Source organism: Okeania sp. SIO2F5 (genome assembly GCF_010692685.1).
GTDB lineage: Bacteria > Cyanobacteriota > Cyanobacteriia > Cyanobacteriales > Microcoleaceae > Okeania > Okeania hirsuta.
On sequence record NZ_JAAHGU010000024.1, the window covers coordinates 52,356 to 72,081 of the forward strand.

The window sequence follows — 19,726 nt, forward strand, 5'->3', positions numbered from 1 at the left end:
TCGGCTGACATAAAAATCACTGTTGAGGCAATTTAAAAGTAATCCATTAGCATAATAATAATCTCTCAAGGCAAAACGCTGCTCATCATTAAACTGCCAATCGTGACAAATATTGCGATATTTAATTGCTAGTTTTCTTAATTTATTACTCCAAGATTTACCATTAATTTTCCACAACTCCTAAAATTTTTCTTTTAATTGATTAGAATTTGGTAATTCAGATTTTAGCTTATGTCTCGCAAATTCTCCCTGTATGAATCCTTAGTTCAACAAAACATTGCCAATTTTGGAGTTAGATTTTGATTGAGATTTTGTTGAAATGAGAGGATGTCTATAACTAAAGACTTGCTGTGTTGCGTTTTTGTATTTCAGCAATTGGTAATAATAATGTGTCTTCTATTTCTTGTCTGACTTTTCGGCTGACATAACAATCACTGTTGAGGCAATTAAAAAGTAATCCATTAGCATAATAATAATCCCTCAAGGCAAAAAGCTGCTCATCATTAAACTGCCAATAGTGACAAATATTGCGATATTTAATTATTAATTTTCTTAATTTATCACTACAAGCTTGACCATTAGTTTTCAACCATTCCTCAAATTTTTTCTTTGGTTGATTAGAATTTGGTAATTCAGATTTTAGTTGATATAATTCTTCTTTAAATTCCAAATCAATTCGATTTTTAATAATATTATAAATTGTATTTTTGGGGTGTGAATAAATATAAAAATATGGCATTTTTACCGAATCTAGCAATTGATATAATTCTATATCAAGCATCAAATCATAATTTTTTAATTCTTCTTCAAACATCAGATTATTGAAAAATATATATGCTTTGTCAAAACCAGAGATAAATTCTTGGTAAAAATAATTGATATTGTTAATATCAGATTCTTCAGTGAATTTTGAAACTTCCTCGTGAACAAAAAATAGAACATTAAAGGTACATTCAAAAAAAAAGTAGAAGAGTGGAAAAACCAATGGTTCTACCGAAACATCACAGATAAGAGACTTTTCATTTACCCATTTCAAAAAAATCTGTAATTTTTCATCTCCACTTAAAATCCCATCAACCTTTTCCTTCATTAACAACAACAAACCATCAGCATTAGAAGACATTCCAACAGCCAATAAAAATACCTCTTTCCAACGATAGTCAGTAAGATGACTAACTAAACTTTTCAACGCCTCCTCCGAAGAATTTTTGCCAATAATAAATTCCCTAGCAGTAAAATATTCGTGAAAAGTCAAATGGGAAAAAGAATAAACACTTTTCGCACGTTCAACTAATAACCCATGCTGAGATTCTATAGAACGCAAAACAACTTCACTATCCAGTTGTAAAGCTTCCTCATCAGTATTAGCTCCAGGCAAATTACAAATATAATCAGTGATATATTTCTCAGCTACTTTCTGCTTAAAGAAAAGCTCTCCATTCTCAAAAGTAATCCAGGCGATTTTACTCAATAAATCCTCCTTCCTTTGAGGCGATAATTTCTCATAAACTTGACGACGTTGAATTCCACGCTTGGCATCCCATTTTTTTAATAGCGCATCTAAATCCTTCCTTATATAACTCAGAACGATTTGCTGGAAAATCTCCAGACTCCTCAAATACCAAACATAAAAGAGTCAATAATAAAGGATTTGTCGCTAGCTCCAAAACTCGCTCATTTTCTCGTACCTGCTCCAGAAAATATTCAGGTTTTACAGACTTATTTTCAAACCAATTATTAGCAAACGTCGATATTTGTTCATCATCAAAATCAGCAACCTCCACCTCAGTGAACTTATCAAACGTATATTCTCTCGCTGCTATTCGACAAGTAATAATAAAATGATTGGCTGGATATCGATCGGAAAAATCACGAATTTTCCTAATAACATCCTCCACATTTACCTCCCTCACCTCATCCAAACCATCAAATAAAATTATTGCCCTGCCTTCCCTAATAATTTCTTGTAAAGAACTTTCTTGTCTCGGCAAATTTGGCAAAAATTCCTGATGAAGATATTCCAAAATTCCCAGTTTATCCGCAACTTCAGCAAAATCTCTCAGAGTCAAAAATATAGGTAAATAGCCAGATAAAAAATTCCCTTCTATACATTGAATAGCTATATATTTTAGAAAAGTAGTTTTACCCGCTCCTGGGTTCCCCCAAATCATTAACTTCCGATATTTTTCTACTGCCTCTATTCCTGGAAATCTTGTCTCTGTAGTTTTTCCAAATACCCAACCTTCCAACTTTCCCGATTCACATTCTTGTAATAATTCATTAATTGATTTACGTCGGCGTGCCTTAATTTTTTCTAGGATATTCACATGAGTATAAATATCATTTAACCCAATGGGTTGAGCCATATCAAAAATCCGCATTGTGCCACATCTGTCGCGGATAATAGACTCAATAATTTCTCGTACTTTTAGCACTAAATTATTTATATTATTCGACTCTATCTCAGCAACTTCTTTTATAGTCAAACCCAATTCAGAGCAAATAGATTTAAAGATTTCACAAGAAATTCGATTTCTCTTCAGAAAACTAGAAATAGTTTGACGGGAACATTCAACTCTAGTTGCTAAACCCTGTTGTTTCCATCCCAAACGTTTCAGAGCATTTTTAACTTTTTGAACGCCCTCCTCAGATACTCGAAGCGACCTACCCATAACTGAAAAAATCAACTTTTACAACTTTGACAAACTTTAACATCACTCTGACTTTTACTTAGACTAAGTACCTTAAATTCTGGTTCATGCTGTTAATAGTAGAGTTAAAAATTAGTTCCATGAATAATCAAACCCTATCCAACCAAAAAATCAAAGAGCAAGAACAATTAAATACTGAAATTTGTTCTACATGGCCTTGCGTAGCTGACCGAACCATAAATTTTATCGTTGTGCATCGAGAAGCTGGTTTGTTAATTTCTAGCGCTATTGGTTTATCTATAATTATTTATGTGACCACAATTTCGGCAGTAAAATTAATCAAAGCTATTGGGAAGTAATAAGAAAGAAGGCTAAATTATTGATATTTCCTTGTTTCTCCTACAGAGTGTGTAGTTATTTTTGCAGTTAAGCTCCTTGGCGATCGCTCATTTTTCATTACACTAAGCACTAAAAAAAGGTAGGATTTCTCATTGCACGTCAGAAAAAATGGTGATAGTATAAGTGTTAATGGGGGTTGTTAGCCCCTAAACATGACTTTTTATTCAACGCAAAAAAAGCAGCTCACCATCAACACACTCATAAGGAAAAGCGATCGCTCTTCTATAATCACCAAAATTCGACCCTCGCTACTCATTTCGTTATTCCTAGACTCCCAACTTTGAACCCACAACTGTCATTGCACGAAGCACCAGAAAAATTTAGGATTTCTCATTGCACATCGGAAAAAATGGTGATATTGTAAGTATCATTGGGGGTTGCTCGCCCATACGCATGACTTTTTATTCAACGCAAAAAAAGCAGCTCATAATCAAAATAGTAAAATGGAAAAGCGATCGCTAAATAATAGATGAGTAAAATTCGACCCTCGCTACTCATTTCGTTATTCCTAGACTCCCAACTTTGAACCCACAACTGTCATTGCACGAAGCACCAGAAAAAAATATAGGATTTCTCATTGCACATCGGAAAAAATGGTGATATTGTAAGTATCATTGGCGGTTGCTCGCCCATACACATGACTTTTTATTCAACGCAAAAAAAGTAGCTCATAATCAAAACACTTAATATGGAAAAGCGATCGCTAAATCCTTAATTAAAATCAAACGATACTTATTTGAAGAGAAAAGAGGAAAATTATTAATTTCAGAAAAAAATATGACATACAAAACCCAAGCAGCAGATACAACCATTGAAGCAGATAAAAAATATTTTGAACTCTTAGGGAAAGTCTTCATAGAAACAAAAATCAAGCAATACATAATTACCAATAGAAAAGTTTACTATTCCCTATTCCCTATTCCCTATTCCCTAGCGTTATATAACTATCAATAACTTTCACAATATTAACCCCCGTTAATTTCACATAATCATCCATATATTTAGTACCAGGAGTAAGCACTGGTAAATTTTTCCTGTAAGTAGGCAGCCAAAATTCACTATTAATACTCCAATTTTTAACAGTACTTTGATAATTTTCCAGATAATTTTGAATCAAATACTCATAGACAAATTGTTTTCTAATACTTCGACTTTTAACTTCTTCTCGATTTCCTTGATTCAGATAATAATCAAAGTTGGCATATTTAATATCAATCACCTGAATAGAGATTTTATTCATAATTTTACTCAGGAAATTACTAAAGCTTTGATTGATTTCTTTGAGAGAGCGGAGTCTGTCCTTATCCCGAAAGAGAGACAGATAGAATATGTTGTCTTTAAGGAGATATTCAGACCCCAAAACATAGTCAATAAACCGTTGAAAAAATCTATCGGCAGATAAGATGCCAAATTTAAGAGCTAGATAAAATATGTGATTCAAATTTTCCATCATTTGTAGTTGTTCGAGACTAAAGTCATCCAAAATTTCCCAATAAGAATAAAACTGATTTGGCAAATAATTAACTATCAGTGTATCTCCCTCAAGTTTGCAGAATTTAGCTAACTCGTTAAAAGTATGATTTTCTAGTTCTGGGTTTTGATGAATAAGGGCAATTTTTAATTGATATTTATTGCATCTGAAGGTGGTGTAGTACTGTAAGTCATTCCAATTTTTGACTTTTTCAATTTGATATGAAGTTGTAGGTGGGATTAAATTTGGAAGTGTGGAGTTTGAGCGATTATTTTTAGTATTAAATGAAATAATTACAGCATCGGGAAAAATATCCTTGCCGTTGACATGAAAAATCTTACTCAAATCAATAATTCTATTTTTGTAATTGAAATGAGCAATTATTTCAGAAGCAATATATCGGCTATTCAGATAACAGACAAAACATGGATTTGTGTATCTAAGCAGATAAGTTAAACACATTCCCTCCCAAACAGTATGAAAATTATTAAATCCCCATATTTTTCCATCTTCTACATCATCCAATTCCCCAAATAAAAATTTCTCAACTGCATCATAAAAATGCCAATAATCTATATCTTTTAATGCCGTATAGTTATCAATTACTTCTAAAGCATCTCTCAAAGTATTGATGATTAAGGAATAATGTTCTTCGCTAAACAGACTATATTCATATCCAATATACTTTTGCCGAAACCTAGCAGATAGAGCAGCAATTTCAGGATTAACATTTTCGCCTAATTTTTGTTTAATCTCAGTAAATATATAACAATACATTGCCACAATATCAGAAGCTTCATAAGATATTTGTTGACGAGGTATATCAATAGAGTCAATAAAAATAGCACCATTATTCAGGAAAGTAGATTTGTGAAGATAACGATGAATTTTACTATAGTCTATAGTTTCAGATTTACTAAGACGAGAGACAAGTGCTAATATTTTCAATTCATCGTAGACATCTAAAATATTATCTAAGCCATCAAGTTTGCTATAAAAAATACTTTCTTGATTATCGTTTATAATAACTTCTTTTCCTGCTTCCTGTTTTAATACACCATCGCGGTCATTAATTTTGATATTTTTTTGCAAATATCCTTTTTCTTGATAAATATCTTGCACAATTTTCAGAACTTTATAGAGCTTGAAAAATAATTCACATTTAAAGTCAAAATTATTAATATTCGGGTCATCCTGAGTAAATCCTTTAGGTAAATGAAAAATCAACTTACCTCCCTTTTTTTCAATGCCGACAAAAGAATATTTAGTGTTAACTCTAGGTTTTAATTCGGCAAAATTTATCATTTTTATGAGGAAGGAAAAAAGTGTTTAGTTATCTAGGAGAGAGGGAGTAAGGAAGAAGTAAAGCAGATAAATAAATTTAGGGACTAATATTAAACTCAGATAATTAGGGTTTGCTGAAAAAGTCTTATGGGTGAGGGTAGGAGTCAGGAGTCAGGAGTCAGGATAAATGGGAATTACAGAGGATGTAGTAGAAAGAATTGTCCCTTAATTTTTCTGCCCAACTCTTGCCCAAAATACTAGTTTTTTGAGCTTTCTTGAGCTAAAAGCTGGCACTTTTTTTCAACCTAATAAGGCTGAAAGCTTGATATTTCAATACTTTTAGGATTAATCAGCAAGCCCTAATTAGTGATTATAAAACCAAAACATTAATTTCTTCTTCGCTTTTTATCCGCAACAACTCTATTGACTGTCACAAAAATATCAGACTAAGCAAAAATTCCTATTGCGACATACGCAACAAAACCACCGACTGCCAAAATCAAATATCAGACTAAGCAAAAACTCCTATTGCGACATACGCAACAAAACCACCGACTGCCAAAAAAATATCAGACTGAGCAAAAACTCCTATTGCGACATACGCAACAAAACCACCGACTGCCAAAAAAATATCAGACTGAGCAAAAACTCCTATTGCGACATACGCAACAAAACCACCGACTGCCAAAATATCAGACTAAGCAAAAACTCCTATTGCGACATACGCAACAAAACCACCGACTGCCAAAAAAATATCAGACTAAGCAAAAACTCCTATTGCGACATACGCAACAAAACCACCGACTGCCAAAAAAATATCAGACTAAGCAAAAACTCTTATTGCGACATACGCAACAAAGCTACTAGACCTCTCCTCAAAATAAATCGCAGTCTAATAATCAAAAATCTTATTTTGGTCTAGAAATTATCAGCAGTATATTAGAACATATCCACAGTCATCCTCAATTCGATCGCAACGTTTACTGAGAATTAAGTATGAATAAAGAGAAAAATTATTAGAGACAAGCAATAAAACTACACGAACAACGGCAGGAGTTAGTATCAACAAAAAATATAATAATTATTGCACCTGGCAGTAGTAGAGCGCCATGATTATCCCCATCAAAGCAAATCATTTTCACTTTAATTTATTGAAGAAATTTGACAACATTTCAACTACCTTTAAATTCAATTCAGAGGAGTTTCAACAATTAATAATTAGGGTTTGCTGAAAAAGTATGAGTGGTAAGGATAGGAGTCAGAATCCAGAATCCAGAATCCAGAATTCAGAAGGAATGGGAATTATAGAGGAGTTAGTCAGAATAATCGTCCCTTGATTTTCTGCACAACTCTTGCCCAAAATGCGCTCCTTTTTGACGATGAAGAGCTAAAAACCAGGTACTTTTTCCAGACATAAAAAGACTAAAACCTTTATATATCAACTTTTTGAGATTTATTCCGCAAACCCTAATTAATAATTAATAATTACCTCTCCTTGTTGAAAATAAGAAGATTGACTCAAAGGAATTTTTTTTTCTTTTTCCCCTTAAAAGGGGAGGCTTTAAACCACAATTTATCGGTAAAACTACTGCCAACGATATCTTTAATTACTGGTTTCTAATAATTGGGTAATTGTTACCACCAAATCTCCTAAAACAGGTCATTTCAGTTATCAGTTATCAGTTGTAAAAAAACTCAAGCGATCAAGAAATTGTTAAAGAAATTACGAGCAAATTAAGTAACAATTTTTATAATACTAAATCTGGTTGAAAATCTTACCGAAAAATTAAGGTATAAAGCCTCTCCATTCATGGACAGAGAAGCGGTCGTTAGCGCAGCTTCCCGTAGGGTGGGATGGATAGGTTTCCTAACCATATCCAATCGACCAAGAGAAGAAAAAAATTCCTTTTAACCCAATCCTCTTCTTTTCAAGGAGAGGTAATTCTAAATTCGCGCATTCTAAATTCGCGCATTCTAAATTATTGAACTCTTTCTTTTTCTCTTCTGGCTTTTCCTATATTAAATATCCTCTATAAACAGCAAAAAATAAAAATCACTTAAAAAGTCAACCATTCACAAGAAATAATCGCATCAATAAAATCATCAGATAAAGCAATAAAATCAGAATAAGTAATTAATTTAATACTTTGTTTATCCACTTTTGATAATAAGTCTTCCAAAGGTCTTCTATCTCTAGGAAATACACTATCCCAAAGATAAAACATTAACTTATTCTCTATAGATTCTTTCGTAACTTGATTATCTTCAGACTTCAAAAACCAAACTCCAATTTGTTTATCTTCAATACGGCGAATTAGATGATGATTTACCTTAATAAAATCATTCAACTTATTCACAAAAGAAACCCATTTCTCATCCTTACCCTCGATCGCTATATCTTTAATTTTTTCTATTCCATAACCAGGCACATCCACATATTCCCAATCCCATCTCCGTTTGAAAGCACTATCTAAATAATAAATCGACTCATCCGAAGTATTAATCGTCGCAATAATTGATAAATTTCTAGGAATAGAAATTCTCTGACTTGTCAAATTTTCTAATACCCTTAAACCATCCTGATTATTACTCATTTCTAAATTCATCTTTGTCATCTTACAAAAAACATCAAAATTACTTCCATCCACTTGTATATTTTTATCAGTTGTTTGAGCATCATACCCCATCGACCCTAACAAAGCCACTATTTCTAACTCTGATAAATTGACATCATAAGTTGACCAATTATCTGGTTCTCTATCTAATAATTGAAAAATCGGACCGAATATAGCAGCAGCATTACCTCGGTTTAATTCGTCAATTACTAACAGCACATTCTCATTACTATTATTAACTAAATGTTTGTAAGCTAATCCTAATGCTCGTAAAAAATGACCTTGATAAAATTTATATATAACCGAACTGCCGATAGTCTGTGGCAATAATTTTCCTACAAAATCAGCATAAGTATATTCAGGATGAAAGACTGTTTTAATTGTGTTTTCTAATGATTTTGTTTGTTCATGCCATTTAATTCCCAACGAATTAGTTGCTATCTCTCGCACTTTATAACTTTTGCCTGTACCTGGGCTACCAAATAGAATTTTCTGAATAGGTCTAGCAGTTATATTTTCGTTGTGCATAAAATATCTTGGAATATATTGAAATTAGGCAAAATGGGTCATTTCAGTTATCAGTTATCAGTAACAATTTCATACTTTTTATCTATATGCTTGAATTTTTGACAAATTATTTAACACTGCTATTTTTTTGAGTATTTATTATTTAGAATAAGCTTTGAATAATTATATAGTAAGTATCATCGCGATATAGAGACCAGAAATAAATTTTGAATAAACGTTAGTCTGAGAAAGTACATCCAAAACTTAGTTATTTCAACTTTTCTTTATATATTTTTACTAAGTAGTTAAGCAAAATTAATTGTATATTTGATAGTCAGCTTAAATAAGTAGGAAAAATTATTTTTAGATTGACTACTCAAATACAAAAGTATATTTTATTCCCTATTCCCTGTTCCCTGTTGTATAGAAAATATTAAGGCAACAGACAATAGGAGTAATAGTTTCAAATTTTTAACAAAATTATTTCTAACTAAAAATTTACAAAAAATAATAACGGTGCGTCACTGCGCACCGCCAGCTATAATTTATATAGCGCCTCACCAGTATGAAAATTGCTATATATATAATTTAACCAAGAAAATAATCAGGCTAAAGATTGACGCATCGGAGTACGACCATAAGGATGTCCCTTGTAACTAATTACGATTTGATGAGCTAACCATAAATCTAAACACCGACGCATTAATAGGTAGCGATCGCGCCAAAGTTGATGGCACTTTTCCGTAGATGGGCAGTCAATCACCATTACTACCCTAGACCCAACTAACTCGCGGTTTAACTGACAACTGTCTAAATCTATAGGACTCTGAGTCTGAAACCGTTCAATTGCGACAGATTCTATATTATTCATCTAAAAATACTTTGGTAATTTGGAAACCCTTAGCCTTAGCTAGGGGATAAATAAAGATCGGCAGCCGAAATGACAATGCTATAGGTAGGTACTATGTCAAAGGTACTGGCTTAACCAACTATGCCTGTTTAACCATTGAGTTCTAGAGCATGGGACTGGCAGAGCATCTCAAGATAGGAACTTTAACACTGACCTGTAACTTAGACTGCAAAGCTCTAAGGCTAGTCAGGTGTTGGCTGGCAAAGACTTCAAGCAGTCTATCCAAGCCCTTGAACTTTAGTCCTGGGATTCCTGACTACATATCTTTATTGATTATAAAATAAATATAAAGAACTTTGGGAATAATGTAAAGCGGAAATTTTTCTAATTTATGGTTTTCTTGCTGTCAAAACAGATACTTTTTCTTAAAACAAAAGTCAAAAATAAAAAGTCAAAAGTTTTAATTTGATTGAAAATTGATATAGCAGGCAACAGTCAACAGTGGGAAAAGTATTTCTCTGTCTTACGGTTCATCATTAACATCAGTCAAACACCAACTCGTTCCTTGCTATACATTTTATTTCGGATAAAATTCTTAAAAGTCAGTCTAGATAAGGAAAAAAAGTCTATGGCTGAGATGAAAGTTACTCAAAATGCGCCAGCTTTCGATCAACGCTATCCTAAATATTGAGATATATCAGATTTTCCCTATCGGTAAAGCAGTCGAAAGAAAGGTGAGGACAGATCAAAAGCAGAACACTCAGACAACGCCAGATTTTTCCTTCTGCCTCTCTTGGTGCGCATTCCCTCTCTTGGTCAGCATTCCGCAAGCGAGCTGGCGTCGTCGCGGGGTCTGACCGCTTGCGTCTGTCGCCTACGCGGGGTCGCACCGCTTCTGCCTTCTGCCTTCTGCTATAAAACAAACATCAATCCAATCATTGGGAGGCCCAGTGTTATCTAGCCTGACAGCAACTAATTCTCGCCGAGCTGAAATAGTCGAAATTGTGTTCCGCAATGGTTGGGACTATATGAAAACCCTCCTCACAGGGGGCAAAACTGGCGAACCAGATATACCAACACCAGAAGTTCTACGCAATATTCTTGTAGATTTAGGCCCAGTATATGTAAAGCTCGGCCAGCTACTTAGTACCCGTCCAGACTTATTACCAGCAGACTATATTGACACCTTGTCAAGTTTGCAGGCCAATGTACCAGCAGTACCTTGGTCAGAAGTAGAAGTCTTAATTCGTCAACAATTATCCCAACCTCTAGAAGAAATATTTAGCGATATTAATACTGAGTGTGTAGCAGCGGGTTCCATAGCTCAAACTTACAAAGCGACTCTAAAAGACGGTACAGAAGTAGCTCTAAAAGTTCAACGTCCAGGTATTGACAGAATAATTGACAAAGACACATCCCTGCTAAAAAGTTTAGCTGAATTAGTTTCATTCACAGATTTTGGCAATGACTACGATATAGTTTCTCTTGCGGAAGAGTTTAGTGTTGCTCTGAAAGCTGAACTTGATTTCACCAAGGAAGCTGCTTATACCGACGAACTACGTCAGGACTTATCTACCAGTAAGTGGTTTGACCCTAAGCAAATAATGCTTCCGAAAGTATATTGGGAATTAACAACTCCGAAAATATTAGTTCTCGAATGGCTAAATGGTAAACCTATCTTATCAGCGAAGGTCAAAGGTATTAACAATAATGGGGATGTAGATGCAGAAAAGCAGGCACTCTCTACATTATTATGTCGTGCTTTCTTTCAACAGTTTTATATCACTGGTTTTTTTCATGCCGATCCTCATCCTGGCAACATATTTTATCTGGAAGATGGACGTATTGCTCTACTAGATTGTGGAATGGTAGGTCGTCTCGATCCTCGCAGTCAGCAGAATTTAACGGAATTATTATTAGCGATCGTTGATCTAGATGCTAAAAGATGTACTCAGCTAACTTTAGAAATGGCAGAAGTTGCTCAACGGTCAAATTTAGCTAAGTTGGAAAATGATTACAGCAAAATGCTGCGAAAATATTACAATCTCAGCTTATCTGAAATCAACTTTTCTGAAGTATTTTATGACATCTTACAACTGTGTCGTAACAACAAAATTAAATTACCCAGTAATTTAGGTTTATATTCCAAAACTTTAGCAAATTTAGAAGGAGTCGCTCGTAGTTTTTATCCTCAAATTAATCTTTTGGATGAGATTAAACCATTAATGACCGATTTATTTCGCCGACAATTATTAGGGGACGACCCAGTACAAACCTTATTAAGAACTGCTATTGATGTGAAGAATTTATCTTTAGAGTCGCCTCGTCAACTAGACTTATTTTTAGATAGACTTACTTCTGAAACATTGAAGTGGAATTTGACTTTAAAAGATCTTGAACCTTTGACTCGTAGTGTAAATAAGTCGGCTAATAGACTATCTTTTAGTGTAGTTGTAGGTTCGTTAATTATTGGTGCTGCTATTGTAACTGCAGGTTCTCAAAGTAGTCAGTTATCTGTATTAAGTGAAGCTTTATTTGCAGTAGCTAGTTTTCTTGGGTTGTGGTTAATTATTAGTATTCTTCGTTCTGGTCGTTGGCGAGAGTAAATACAGTTAGAAGAAGGAAGAAGGAAGAAGAAAGAAGGAAGGGTGCATCTAAATTTTGAATAAAGCCAAAAATTTATCGCTTTTAGGCAACAGGCAACAGGCAACAGGCAACAGGGAATATACAGGAAAATAGTATTTTTGCAAATATGAGATGTATCCAGAAGGAAAGTACATTAGTCTATAGATCGATACCTTATGAGTTTTGGTTTTATATGAACCGTATTGAATTATATTTCATAATCTGAACATAATATTAGGGAGTATTTGTAGATGAATCTAAATATTCTTGATTAGTTAAATATGTTTCAATATTTTCTAGGATTTGTCTCAAATACTTCACTACATTATTTTTGATTTTTATTAGTTCATCAGCACTTTTCTCTTTGCCTACTTCGGCAAAAGATTTAATGCCATGCGCTAAATCATTTCTATTAGTCTTTACTGTCAATAAATCGCTACTATCAGTTTTTGTGTCTGCAGAAAATCCATATTTATCTGCTGTTTTTTTAATCTGTTTAGCATCAATATTTCCTGAGAATAGTTTTTTTCTATCAAATCCAACTTTAATAATATCAAGAGAGATATCTACAATTATATGATAAACTTCACTAGAGCTTTTATTCTTGAGGTTTTCCAGAACAATTTTCTTTAGTTCCGGTCTAATTTTGTTGAATGAAATACCTTGACTTTGCAATTCATCAAATATTGCTTCAATAGCGTCTCTCATTGTGGATTCTATTAAATTGTAAAGCAGTAAAAAAGCACTTGCTTTCAAAGTTTTTATTAACTCAGAATCAATTTCCTTAATTTTTGCTTTTGCTTTACCTTCCATCGCCAGTTGAATAGTTCCTTGTTCTAAATTCTTGAGAAAAATAAAATACTTACTTACTTCTTTAGAACGTTCCTTAAAGTCTTGAAATAATATACTTGTCATTATTTATCTAACAATTGGTCTCGTACATATTCAATCCGACGAATAACTTTTTTCCTTGAACTACTTGCATCGCCTTTTGTGTAATTTTGAAAATTACTCTTGCTAGGATTAAGCAAATCATCTCCTCGATACTGAAGATTACTTTTTTCTCTCAAAGCAAGAGCAACACCCACAGAAAGAGATTCAAATTTAATCCTAGTAGTTGTTTGATTTGATTTTTTACCCGACCGAAAACCATTCGGAAAATGTTTTTCCACAAAATCTATCATTGTTTCAAATTCATCCCGCATTTTCTTTAAGTCTGTATTTTTATCTTTGTTAGTTTTTTCCAAAAATTTATCCAGAAATTTACTTACCCCCACTTTACTCTCAAAATTTTGATAATTATTTAAAAAGGCAAAAAAACGTAAGACAAATTCTTGAGGATCTCGTCGGGCAATAGCTGCATCAGAAAACAAACAAAGCTCTCGAAACTTGGGTAATTTTGATAATTCTTCAACTATATCGGTAAATTTTCCAGGTAATATACCTCTACGTTTTTCCATTTCATTTAACTCAACACTACCTGTATTAATCCGTTCAAACAAATCTCTTCGTGTTTCCTCATCCGCATCTTCAGTAAGTTGAATCATCCGAATAGTAGCTCTATTGAAACGTCTCTGACGAGAAAGAGGTAAATCCTCAAATCTAAAGTCATTTAATTTACCTAATTTAGATAAATTAGTCAGTTTTAACTCATTATTAATAAATTTAGCCAAAGTACGGATACGTTGCGTACCATCTATTATTTCTAAACGAGCTTCATTTTCTTCATTTTCTTCATCATTAATATCAGCAACAAATATATAAGGTATTGGTAATCCTAAAAGTACAGATTCAATAAATTTTGACTGCCGGGATTCATCCCAAGCCATTTCCCTTTGATAATCAGGAATAAATAACTCATTAGTATCATTTTCTATTCCTTTCATATATTTCTGAGTAAGAACTTCTACTGGATATTCTTTTGTGTCATAGTCAACACGCTTTTGTTTTTCCCTAATCTCAGCTTCAGCAGCTTCTTTTAGTTCGTTAGTTACACTTGGTTTACTATTAGTAGCTTTCGACTTTGGTGGCATATTTTTGTTTTAATTAGTTTGTTTAAACCTAAAAGTATATTATAACAGTTGAAGGAAAGGTTAAGACCTATCAAAAGCTTAAAACTGAAACAACATCAGATTTTTCCTTCTCTCCTAGATAACTAAAATCTTCTTCCTTCTGCTATATAACTTCAGAGACCATTCATCAAGTAAATCTTTCAGATAATTACAAACAAAAAATACATACACTCTGTAAAAAAACATTTTATAATTTGAGATAACTGTTATTTTTTCTAGTGCTAATGACCAATAATATCCAGTAGAAATTTCACCTATTGACCAGACAGTAATCTACTATTGTTGTTCTTTGATATCTATAGCAAGCTAGAATATATGATAGAAATAATTCTAAAATTTAAGCAATAAAGTTATGACAAACCAACAAAACCAAATTACCCAAACTTATGCTCAAGACGATGCCCAACAAATTCTGCAAATTGCCCTAGCACGTCGCTCTGAAGGAGGGGAACTAACCAGAGCACAAGTATTAGAAATTGCTCATGAGATGGGTATTTCTCCAGAAGACTTAGCAGCAGCAGAACAAGAATGGCTTTCCCACCGGAGTGAGTTTCAGGAAAAACAACTTTTTAATCAAGTTCGTAGAGACAAATTCAAGCAAAGTTTGATTAAATATGCCATTGTAAATTCATTTTTACTGTTGCTGAATTTAGTAACTGCTCATACTCTTTCCTGGTCTTTACCAATTTTATTATTGTGGGGATTATGGTTAGCTTTAGATGCCTGGAAAACTTTTCAAATTGAAGGAGAAGAATATGAACAAGCTTTTCAAAGATGGCGTTTGAAAAAACAATTAGGTCAATCTTTTGGCTCTTTAGCAAATAAAATTTTAAAAAATTTACAGTCTTGAAAATAAATGGAGATACTTGCTAAATAGACATCTTCAGAAAAGAGGGAATAGGGAATAGGGAATAGGGAGAAATAACTGATAATTTCTGTACGATCATTGATTTGATTTTTTATTATTGGAGATGTCTAATTATATATAGGAAATATAAGGCTTGTTTGATTAATTAAAACTATGGAAAATTTCCCCTAATTTCTTCTCTAACAAATAAGCGATCGCTCACTTAAATTATTTAAAAAATTAACGCCTATTATTAGTGTTCAAACGTTTTATTGATTTCAATAAAATACACTATGAAATTTATTAACCCCAAAATTGATTACGCCTTTAAAATAATCTTCGGAGCTGACCAAATTAATGAAAAAGAACACTTAAGCGTTAGCATAAAAGTCAGACAACGCAAGATTTTTTCTTCTTCCTTCTTCCTTCAAAATAAACATAAACGACCGCTCACCTAACTAATTTAAGAGAGCGATCGCGTCAAACTTATTACTAATTTTTTGACAAAAAAGCCAATATTAAACTGATGATTTACGCATCCAAAATAGAAACAGTAACTTCACCAGAATTATCATCTTCATGAACATCAATAAATAAAGCACTAACTATAATTGCTTCTTTGACTTCCAATGTAATCGTATCATCATATCCATTTAAAGAAGACCATGTAGCTGAAGTTTCAACATTTGTCTTCAAGTTAACAAATTTGCCACCATATATCCAGAGTAACACAAATGGTTCATCACCCATGCCACTACCATAGCTAAATGATCCACTCTTAATCCGCAAAACATACATACCAGGATCTAAACTTGCAGATGCAGCCTCTTTCTGCAGGTTTTCCATCCATGTTTTGTCTACTAATAAACAGTTCTTCTTACTATCAACAGTCAAGTTTTTCATGTTACTATCTCCTCTTTGATTAGATTATGTATCAGTTTTTGGCCTGTTTTAAACAGATTCAATTGAGCTTACCTGCCACTATTATTACTGGAGTAAGCGTCAATCATATTATCACAATACACCCCATAGGAAAATAACAAATTTAATTAGTTAGACATTTATCAACTAAACTATTTTAAACATCTATTTTTGCCCAAAATTTCATCCTTCATCTTTGAAATCTGACTCCCAATTAGCTAGATAAGCAATTATAATAAATTCTATAAAAATTAATAATTAAAGCACCCTGAGTAATGAAATTCCATATAAAAAAATTAGACTAAAATCCTAAGCATTCAGCTATCAGTAAAAAGATTCTCTCCTTAAGGAGAGTGTTTAAATTAAAATAGACTTTAAGGGCAAAGGAAGCAACTCTTGTAGTAAGACAATTAATAAAGCTTTTATCCTAAACTAAAAGTAATAGCTGATAGCTGATGGCTAACTGCTGTTTGCGCAGCATTCCGAAGGAAATGCTTACCTAAAATCTTTCAATTTGTCGTGCTTCATCTGATAATTTTGCTTCCTTTTGACCAATAATTCTTGCCCTACCATTTAACAAACCAATAGGAGTATCAAATAAATCTACCAATTCTGCTTTACCAGATATTATTTTCACCGTTTTTAAAGGCAATTCTTTTAATAACCATCTACTCAAACGATACACATATTCCTTTGTTTTCAACTCTCGCATTAAATCAACACCATGGAGTTCATGCAAATACTTATTTGACTTTCCATACCTGCGCCATTGACTTTGTAAATCTTTCCAAGTTGAACGATGACGATGTTTAACTACGGCATTTTCTACAAACTTAAAATGATAAGAAGTTTCTCGTAAAATACGCCAACAAATATCAGCATCTCCACCCGTTGTTAAATAAGGGCGAAATAATCCTACCTCTACAAAAGCTTGCTTTCTAATAGCTAAATTAGCAGTTTGACCATAAGGACAAAATGAATTAGCTAAAGTATGTTTTTGAGAAAGAGTCTCTTGTTTATCAGCATATTTTTCTAATAAACTGTCCCCAGGTAAAGCAAGTATTTCTCCCACTACAATGCCAATATTAGAGTCAGAAAATGGCTGAATTAAACTTTCTAACCATTGAGGTTGAGGACGACAGTCACCATCAGTGAAAGCAAATATCTCACTACTAGCAGCACGAATACCAGCATTGCGAGCAGCATAAGAACTTTGAATTTGATTTTCAGTGACTAGACAAATTGTAATTTGATTTGACTGTGCTGCTGCTTCAATTAGTGACTTACTGCGATCGCCACTATTATTATCTACGAGTAAATATTCTACTTGGTCAGCAGGATAAGTTTGCGACCGCAGACATTCTATCAAGTCTGGCAAGTCTTTCTCACCATTATAAATTGGTACAATTACCGAAACTTTTGTCATGATCGGTTTTTCAATTAATAATTTATATCATGTCCGGATAATTAGACATCTTCAGAAAAGAGGGAAAAGGTAACAGGGATAAATAATTGATAATTTATGGATAAGAATTGATTTTATTTTGGATTTTTACCAGATGTCTATTAGTGATAAAAAAACTTTCTCCTTTTCCCGATCTTCTTTCTTCCCTCCTGACTCCTGACTCCTGACTCCTGACTCCTTTTTTTTAAAATAAACACAAGCTAGCCAAAATTGCACTAACTGAGTAAAAACATCCCACCACTTGAGTTTCCGACCAACCAGATAATTCTAAATGATGATGAAAAGGAGCCATTTTAAATAAGCGTTTGCCTACACCATCAGGTCCTTTTGTTGCCTTGTAATAACTCACTTGAGCAATAACCGAAAGAGTTTCTATTAAAAAAACCACACTAAGAATTAACAATATCCATAGAGTATTAGTTAGTAGAGCAACTGCAGCTAAACTTCCACCCAAAGCTAACGACCCTGTATCACCCATAAACACCTTAGCAGGATTGCGGTTATGAACAACAAAACCGAGACAACTACCACTCATACAAGCACAAAAAATCATTAACTCCGGAGCAGTAGGAGCTAAATAAGCAGCTAACCCTAAAAATGCAACTGCTCCCAAACCTCCCATCAAACCATCAACACCATCCGTAAGATTTGTAGCATTACTTTCTGCAACTAAAACAAAACCTGCCAGAGGCCAAAATAGTAATCCTAAAGATAATTGTAAACCAAATGGTAAAGCAATATTAGTAACCGTACTAGGTTCACTCCATGCTAGCCATCCACAAAATAGCATTGCAAAACCCACCTGCAAAGCCAATTTCATTTTCGGAGATATTCCCTTATTAGACTTACGTTGCAAAATTTTCCAATCATCCAGCCAACCAATAAAACCATAAGCTAGAGTCATTGCAGATACTGCCATGACATTTGGATGAAATTTCGATAATAACAGAGCGATCGCTACTCCCACCGGAACAAAAAATATACCTCCCATAGTTGGAGTACCTGCTTTTTGTAGATGAGCTTGGGGGCCATCCTCCCGGATTATTTGTCCAGCTTTAAGTCTTCTAAGTATGGGTATAACCCAATACCCCAAACTTGCAGTTACTAGACCACATAGAATTAGGGGTAAGCTCAGAGATTCTATACCGATAATTCGATTAGCCATGCTATCTAAAATTAGGGCAAAAGAGCTTAATCCTAAACCCAGACCCAAGAATAAATTTTCTCCCGATAAAGGAATATATTTACTAAAAATGAGCTTATTTTGCATAAAAAATCTCCTCCACACACACTTTTTAATACTTTAGGTTTGATTAAATAATTATCAACTTCAGTTAAAAGCTGAATAGCTTTTTAGTAATTACCGAATAATTAAGGTTTAAAGCCTCTCCTTTACAAGGAGAAAAAAGAAAAAATTTTCCCACTCCGCGTCAATCCTATCCGTTTTCAAGGAGAGGTAATAATTAATAATTAATTATTAATTATTAATTGTTGAAAAATATCTATTCACCAGAGTCATCGGCATTTCCTTCTAAAACATCATCATCACTAAAATTGTCATCTACAGCTATCAATTCTGAGATTTCCTCTTCCTCTTCTAGATAATTGTCTGATTCTGAAGGATCTCTAGGTAACATTCTGCCTGATGTTTCTAACCAGTCCACTATAGATGAGTCTCGTTGGGTAGGGATTACATCTGCCGGTTCATGGCGAGGTATTAGAAGCAGGGAGGGGTTGTAAACAAGAACTGGTTGTGACTGAGATTGGTTATTTCTACGACTAATAACTCCTACTGGTTTTCCTACTGGTTGTTCTACCTTTGCCTCCACCATACTTGGTGACACAACTACTGGTTGTGGATTTACGGTCTCCTGTACCGTAGTTGGTTGTGGAACTACTGGTTGTGGATTTACGGTCTCCTGTACCGTAGTTGGTTGTGGAACTACTGGTTGTGGATTTACGGTCTCCTGTACCGTAGTTGGTTGTGGAACTACTGGTTGTGGATTTACGGTCTCCTGT

At 33.6% G+C, this 19,726-nt stretch carries 19 protein-coding genes; 5 read left to right on the plus strand and 14 right to left on the minus strand.

All coding sequences use genetic code 11. The annotated features are described in order from the left end of the window. The 3 genes from F6K27_RS34325 to F6K27_RS11500 all read right to left on the minus strand — a co-directional run. The coding region (locus F6K27_RS34325) for a hypothetical protein (protein ID WP_375339672.1) at positions 1–177 on the minus strand (177 nt) is incomplete at its 3' end. A gap of 160 nt (positions 178–337) precedes the next feature. Beyond that, positions 338–1,471, minus strand: a complete 1,134-nt coding sequence (locus tag F6K27_RS11495; RefSeq protein ID WP_287275134.1) for an NACHT domain-containing NTPase — start codon at positions 1,469–1,471, stop codon at positions 338–340. Positions 1,472–1,502: 31 nt separating this feature from the next. Beyond that, positions 1,503–2,672: an NACHT domain-containing protein gene (locus tag F6K27_RS11500; RefSeq protein WP_287275132.1), complete on the minus strand. Its 1,170-nt coding sequence runs from the start codon at positions 2,670–2,672 to the stop codon at positions 1,503–1,505. Positions 2,673–2,791: 119 nt separating this feature from the next. On the opposite strand from F6K27_RS11500, the gene F6K27_RS11505 reads away from it, so the two are divergent. After that, positions 2,792–3,010, plus strand: a complete 219-nt coding sequence (locus F6K27_RS11505; RefSeq protein ID WP_287275131.1) for a hypothetical protein — start codon at positions 2,792–2,794, stop codon at positions 3,008–3,010. Positions 3,011–3,733: 723 nt separating this feature from the next. Here F6K27_RS11505 and F6K27_RS11510 read toward each other — a convergent pair. Together F6K27_RS11510 and F6K27_RS11515 are read right to left on the minus strand one after the other, a co-directional pair. Further along, positions 3,734–3,862: a hypothetical protein gene (locus tag F6K27_RS11510; RefSeq protein ID WP_287300868.1), complete on the minus strand. Its 129-nt coding sequence runs from the start codon at positions 3,860–3,862 to the stop codon at positions 3,734–3,736. A gap of 104 nt (positions 3,863–3,966) precedes the next feature. Beyond that, entirely contained in the window at positions 3,967–5,826 is a 1,860-nt protein-coding gene (locus F6K27_RS11515; protein WP_287275128.1) for a hypothetical protein, read from the minus strand. Positions 5,827–6,333: 507 nt separating this feature from the next. Between F6K27_RS11515 and F6K27_RS11520 the strand changes: the two genes are divergently transcribed. Continuing rightward, the gene (locus F6K27_RS11520; protein WP_287284239.1) at positions 6,334–6,672 is read left to right on the plus strand and encodes a hypothetical protein; all 339 of its coding nucleotides are present in this window, start codon (positions 6,334–6,336) and stop codon (positions 6,670–6,672) included. A 149-nt stretch (positions 6,673–6,821) separates the two neighbouring features. Here F6K27_RS11520 and F6K27_RS11525 read toward each other — a convergent pair whose 3' ends face one another. The 3 genes from F6K27_RS11525 to F6K27_RS11535 all read right to left on the minus strand — a co-directional run bounded on the left by F6K27_RS11525 (position 6,822) and on the right by F6K27_RS11535 (position 9,798). Next, positions 6,822–6,947 carry a hypothetical protein gene (locus tag F6K27_RS11525; protein ID WP_287275125.1) on the minus strand — a complete coding sequence of 42 codons (126 nt, stop codon included), beginning with the start codon at positions 6,945–6,947 and terminating at the stop codon, positions 6,822–6,824. A gap of 915 nt (positions 6,948–7,862) precedes the next feature. Further along, positions 7,863–8,948, minus strand: coding sequence for a restriction endonuclease (locus F6K27_RS11530; RefSeq protein ID WP_287275124.1), 1,086 nt, complete (start codon positions 8,946–8,948; stop codon positions 7,863–7,865). A gap of 583 nt (positions 8,949–9,531) precedes the next feature. Then, complete coding sequence (locus F6K27_RS11535; protein WP_287275123.1) at positions 9,532–9,798, minus strand: hypothetical protein; 267 nt, start codon at positions 9,796–9,798, stop codon at positions 9,532–9,534. Positions 9,799–10,246: 448 nt separating this feature from the next. Between F6K27_RS11535 and F6K27_RS11540 the strand changes: the two genes are divergently transcribed. Together F6K27_RS11540 and F6K27_RS11545 are read left to right on the plus strand one after the other, a co-directional pair. Continuing rightward, the gene (locus tag F6K27_RS11540; RefSeq protein WP_287275121.1) at positions 10,247–10,468 is read left to right on the plus strand and encodes a hypothetical protein; all 222 of its coding nucleotides are present in this window, start codon (positions 10,247–10,249) and stop codon (positions 10,466–10,468) included. 259 nt (positions 10,469–10,727) lie between these two features. After that, positions 10,728–12,383, plus strand: a complete 1,656-nt coding sequence (locus tag F6K27_RS11545) for an AarF/ABC1/UbiB kinase family protein (RefSeq protein WP_287275119.1) — start codon at positions 10,728–10,730, stop codon at positions 12,381–12,383. Between the two features lie 253 nt (positions 12,384–12,636). On the opposite strand, the gene F6K27_RS11550 is transcribed toward F6K27_RS11545, so the two are convergent. Together F6K27_RS11550 and F6K27_RS11555 are read right to left on the minus strand one after the other, a co-directional pair. Beyond that, a complete protein-coding gene (locus F6K27_RS11550) occupies positions 12,637–13,317 on the minus strand; it encodes an MAE_28990/MAE_18760 family HEPN-like nuclease (RefSeq protein ID WP_287275118.1) in 681 nt (226 codons plus the stop codon). Continuing rightward, positions 13,317–14,435, minus strand: coding sequence for a DUF262 domain-containing protein (locus tag F6K27_RS11555; protein ID WP_287275116.1), 1,119 nt, complete (start codon positions 14,433–14,435; stop codon positions 13,317–13,319). The genes F6K27_RS11550 and F6K27_RS11555 overlap by 1 nt, the downstream gene beginning before the upstream one ends. Positions 14,436–14,826: 391 nt before the next feature. Between F6K27_RS11555 and F6K27_RS11560 the strand changes: the two genes are divergently transcribed. After that, positions 14,827–15,324: a 2TM domain-containing protein gene (locus tag F6K27_RS11560; protein WP_287275114.1), complete on the plus strand. Its 498-nt coding sequence runs from the start codon at positions 14,827–14,829 to the stop codon at positions 15,322–15,324. A gap of 528 nt (positions 15,325–15,852) precedes the next feature. Here the strand turns inward: F6K27_RS11560 and F6K27_RS11565 are convergent. From F6K27_RS11565 to F6K27_RS11580, 4 genes are all read right to left on the minus strand, one after another. After that, positions 15,853–16,167 (minus strand): hypothetical protein, encoded by a 315-nt coding sequence (locus tag F6K27_RS11565; protein ID WP_287275113.1) that lies wholly within the window; start codon positions 16,165–16,167, stop codon positions 15,853–15,855. Positions 16,168–16,741: 574 nt separating this feature from the next. Beyond that, positions 16,742–17,668, minus strand: a complete 927-nt coding sequence (locus tag F6K27_RS11570) for a glycosyltransferase family 2 protein (RefSeq protein WP_287275111.1) — start codon at positions 17,666–17,668, stop codon at positions 16,742–16,744. A 223-nt stretch (positions 17,669–17,891) separates the two neighbouring features. After that, on the minus strand, positions 17,892–18,977 hold the full coding sequence (gene mraY, locus F6K27_RS11575; protein WP_287275109.1) for a phospho-N-acetylmuramoyl-pentapeptide-transferase: 1,086 nt from the start codon (positions 18,975–18,977) through the stop codon (positions 17,892–17,894). Between the two features lie 232 nt (positions 18,978–19,209). Beyond that, positions 19,210–19,726, minus strand: a 517-nt coding sequence (locus tag F6K27_RS11580) for a DUF3134 domain-containing protein (protein ID WP_287300869.1), incomplete at its 5' end; no start/stop codon positions are given.

Bases quoted from the DNA above. Each gene is read 5' to 3' on its own strand.
- F6K27_RS11510 (WP_287300868.1), bottom strand. From the start codon at position 3,862: ATGGTTGTATCTGCTGCTTGGGTTTTGTATGTCATATTTTTTTCTGAA.
- mraY (WP_287275109.1), bottom strand. From the start codon at position 18,977: ATGCAAAATAAGCTCATTTTTAGTAAATATATTCCTTTATCGGGAGAA.
- F6K27_RS11500 (WP_287275132.1), bottom strand. From the start codon at position 2,672: ATGGGTAGGTCGCTTCGAGTATCTGAGGAGGGCGTTCAAAAAGTTAAA.
- F6K27_RS11570 (WP_287275111.1), bottom strand. From the start codon at position 17,668: ATGACAAAAGTTTCGGTAATTGTACCAATTTATAATGGTGAGAAAGAC.
- F6K27_RS11535 (WP_287275123.1), bottom strand. From the start codon at position 9,798: ATGAATAATATAGAATCTGTCGCAATTGAACGGTTTCAGACTCAGAGT.
- F6K27_RS11515 (WP_287275128.1), bottom strand. From the start codon at position 5,826: ATGATAAATTTTGCCGAATTAAAACCTAGAGTTAACACTAAATATTCT.
- F6K27_RS11560 (WP_287275114.1), top strand. From the start codon at position 14,827: ATGACAAACCAACAAAACCAAATTACCCAAACTTATGCTCAAGACGAT.
- F6K27_RS11555 (WP_287275116.1), bottom strand. From the start codon at position 14,435: ATGCCACCAAAGTCGAAAGCTACTAATAGTAAACCAAGTGTAACTAAC.
- F6K27_RS11565 (WP_287275113.1), bottom strand. From the start codon at position 16,167: ATGGAAAACCTGCAGAAAGAGGCTGCATCTGCAAGTTTAGATCCTGGT.
- F6K27_RS11505 (WP_287275131.1), top strand. From the start codon at position 2,792: ATGAATAATCAAACCCTATCCAACCAAAAAATCAAAGAGCAAGAACAA.
- F6K27_RS11530 (WP_287275124.1), bottom strand. From the start codon at position 8,948: ATGCACAACGAAAATATAACTGCTAGACCTATTCAGAAAATTCTATTT.
- F6K27_RS11550 (WP_287275118.1), bottom strand. From the start codon at position 13,317: ATGACAAGTATATTATTTCAAGACTTTAAGGAACGTTCTAAAGAAGTA.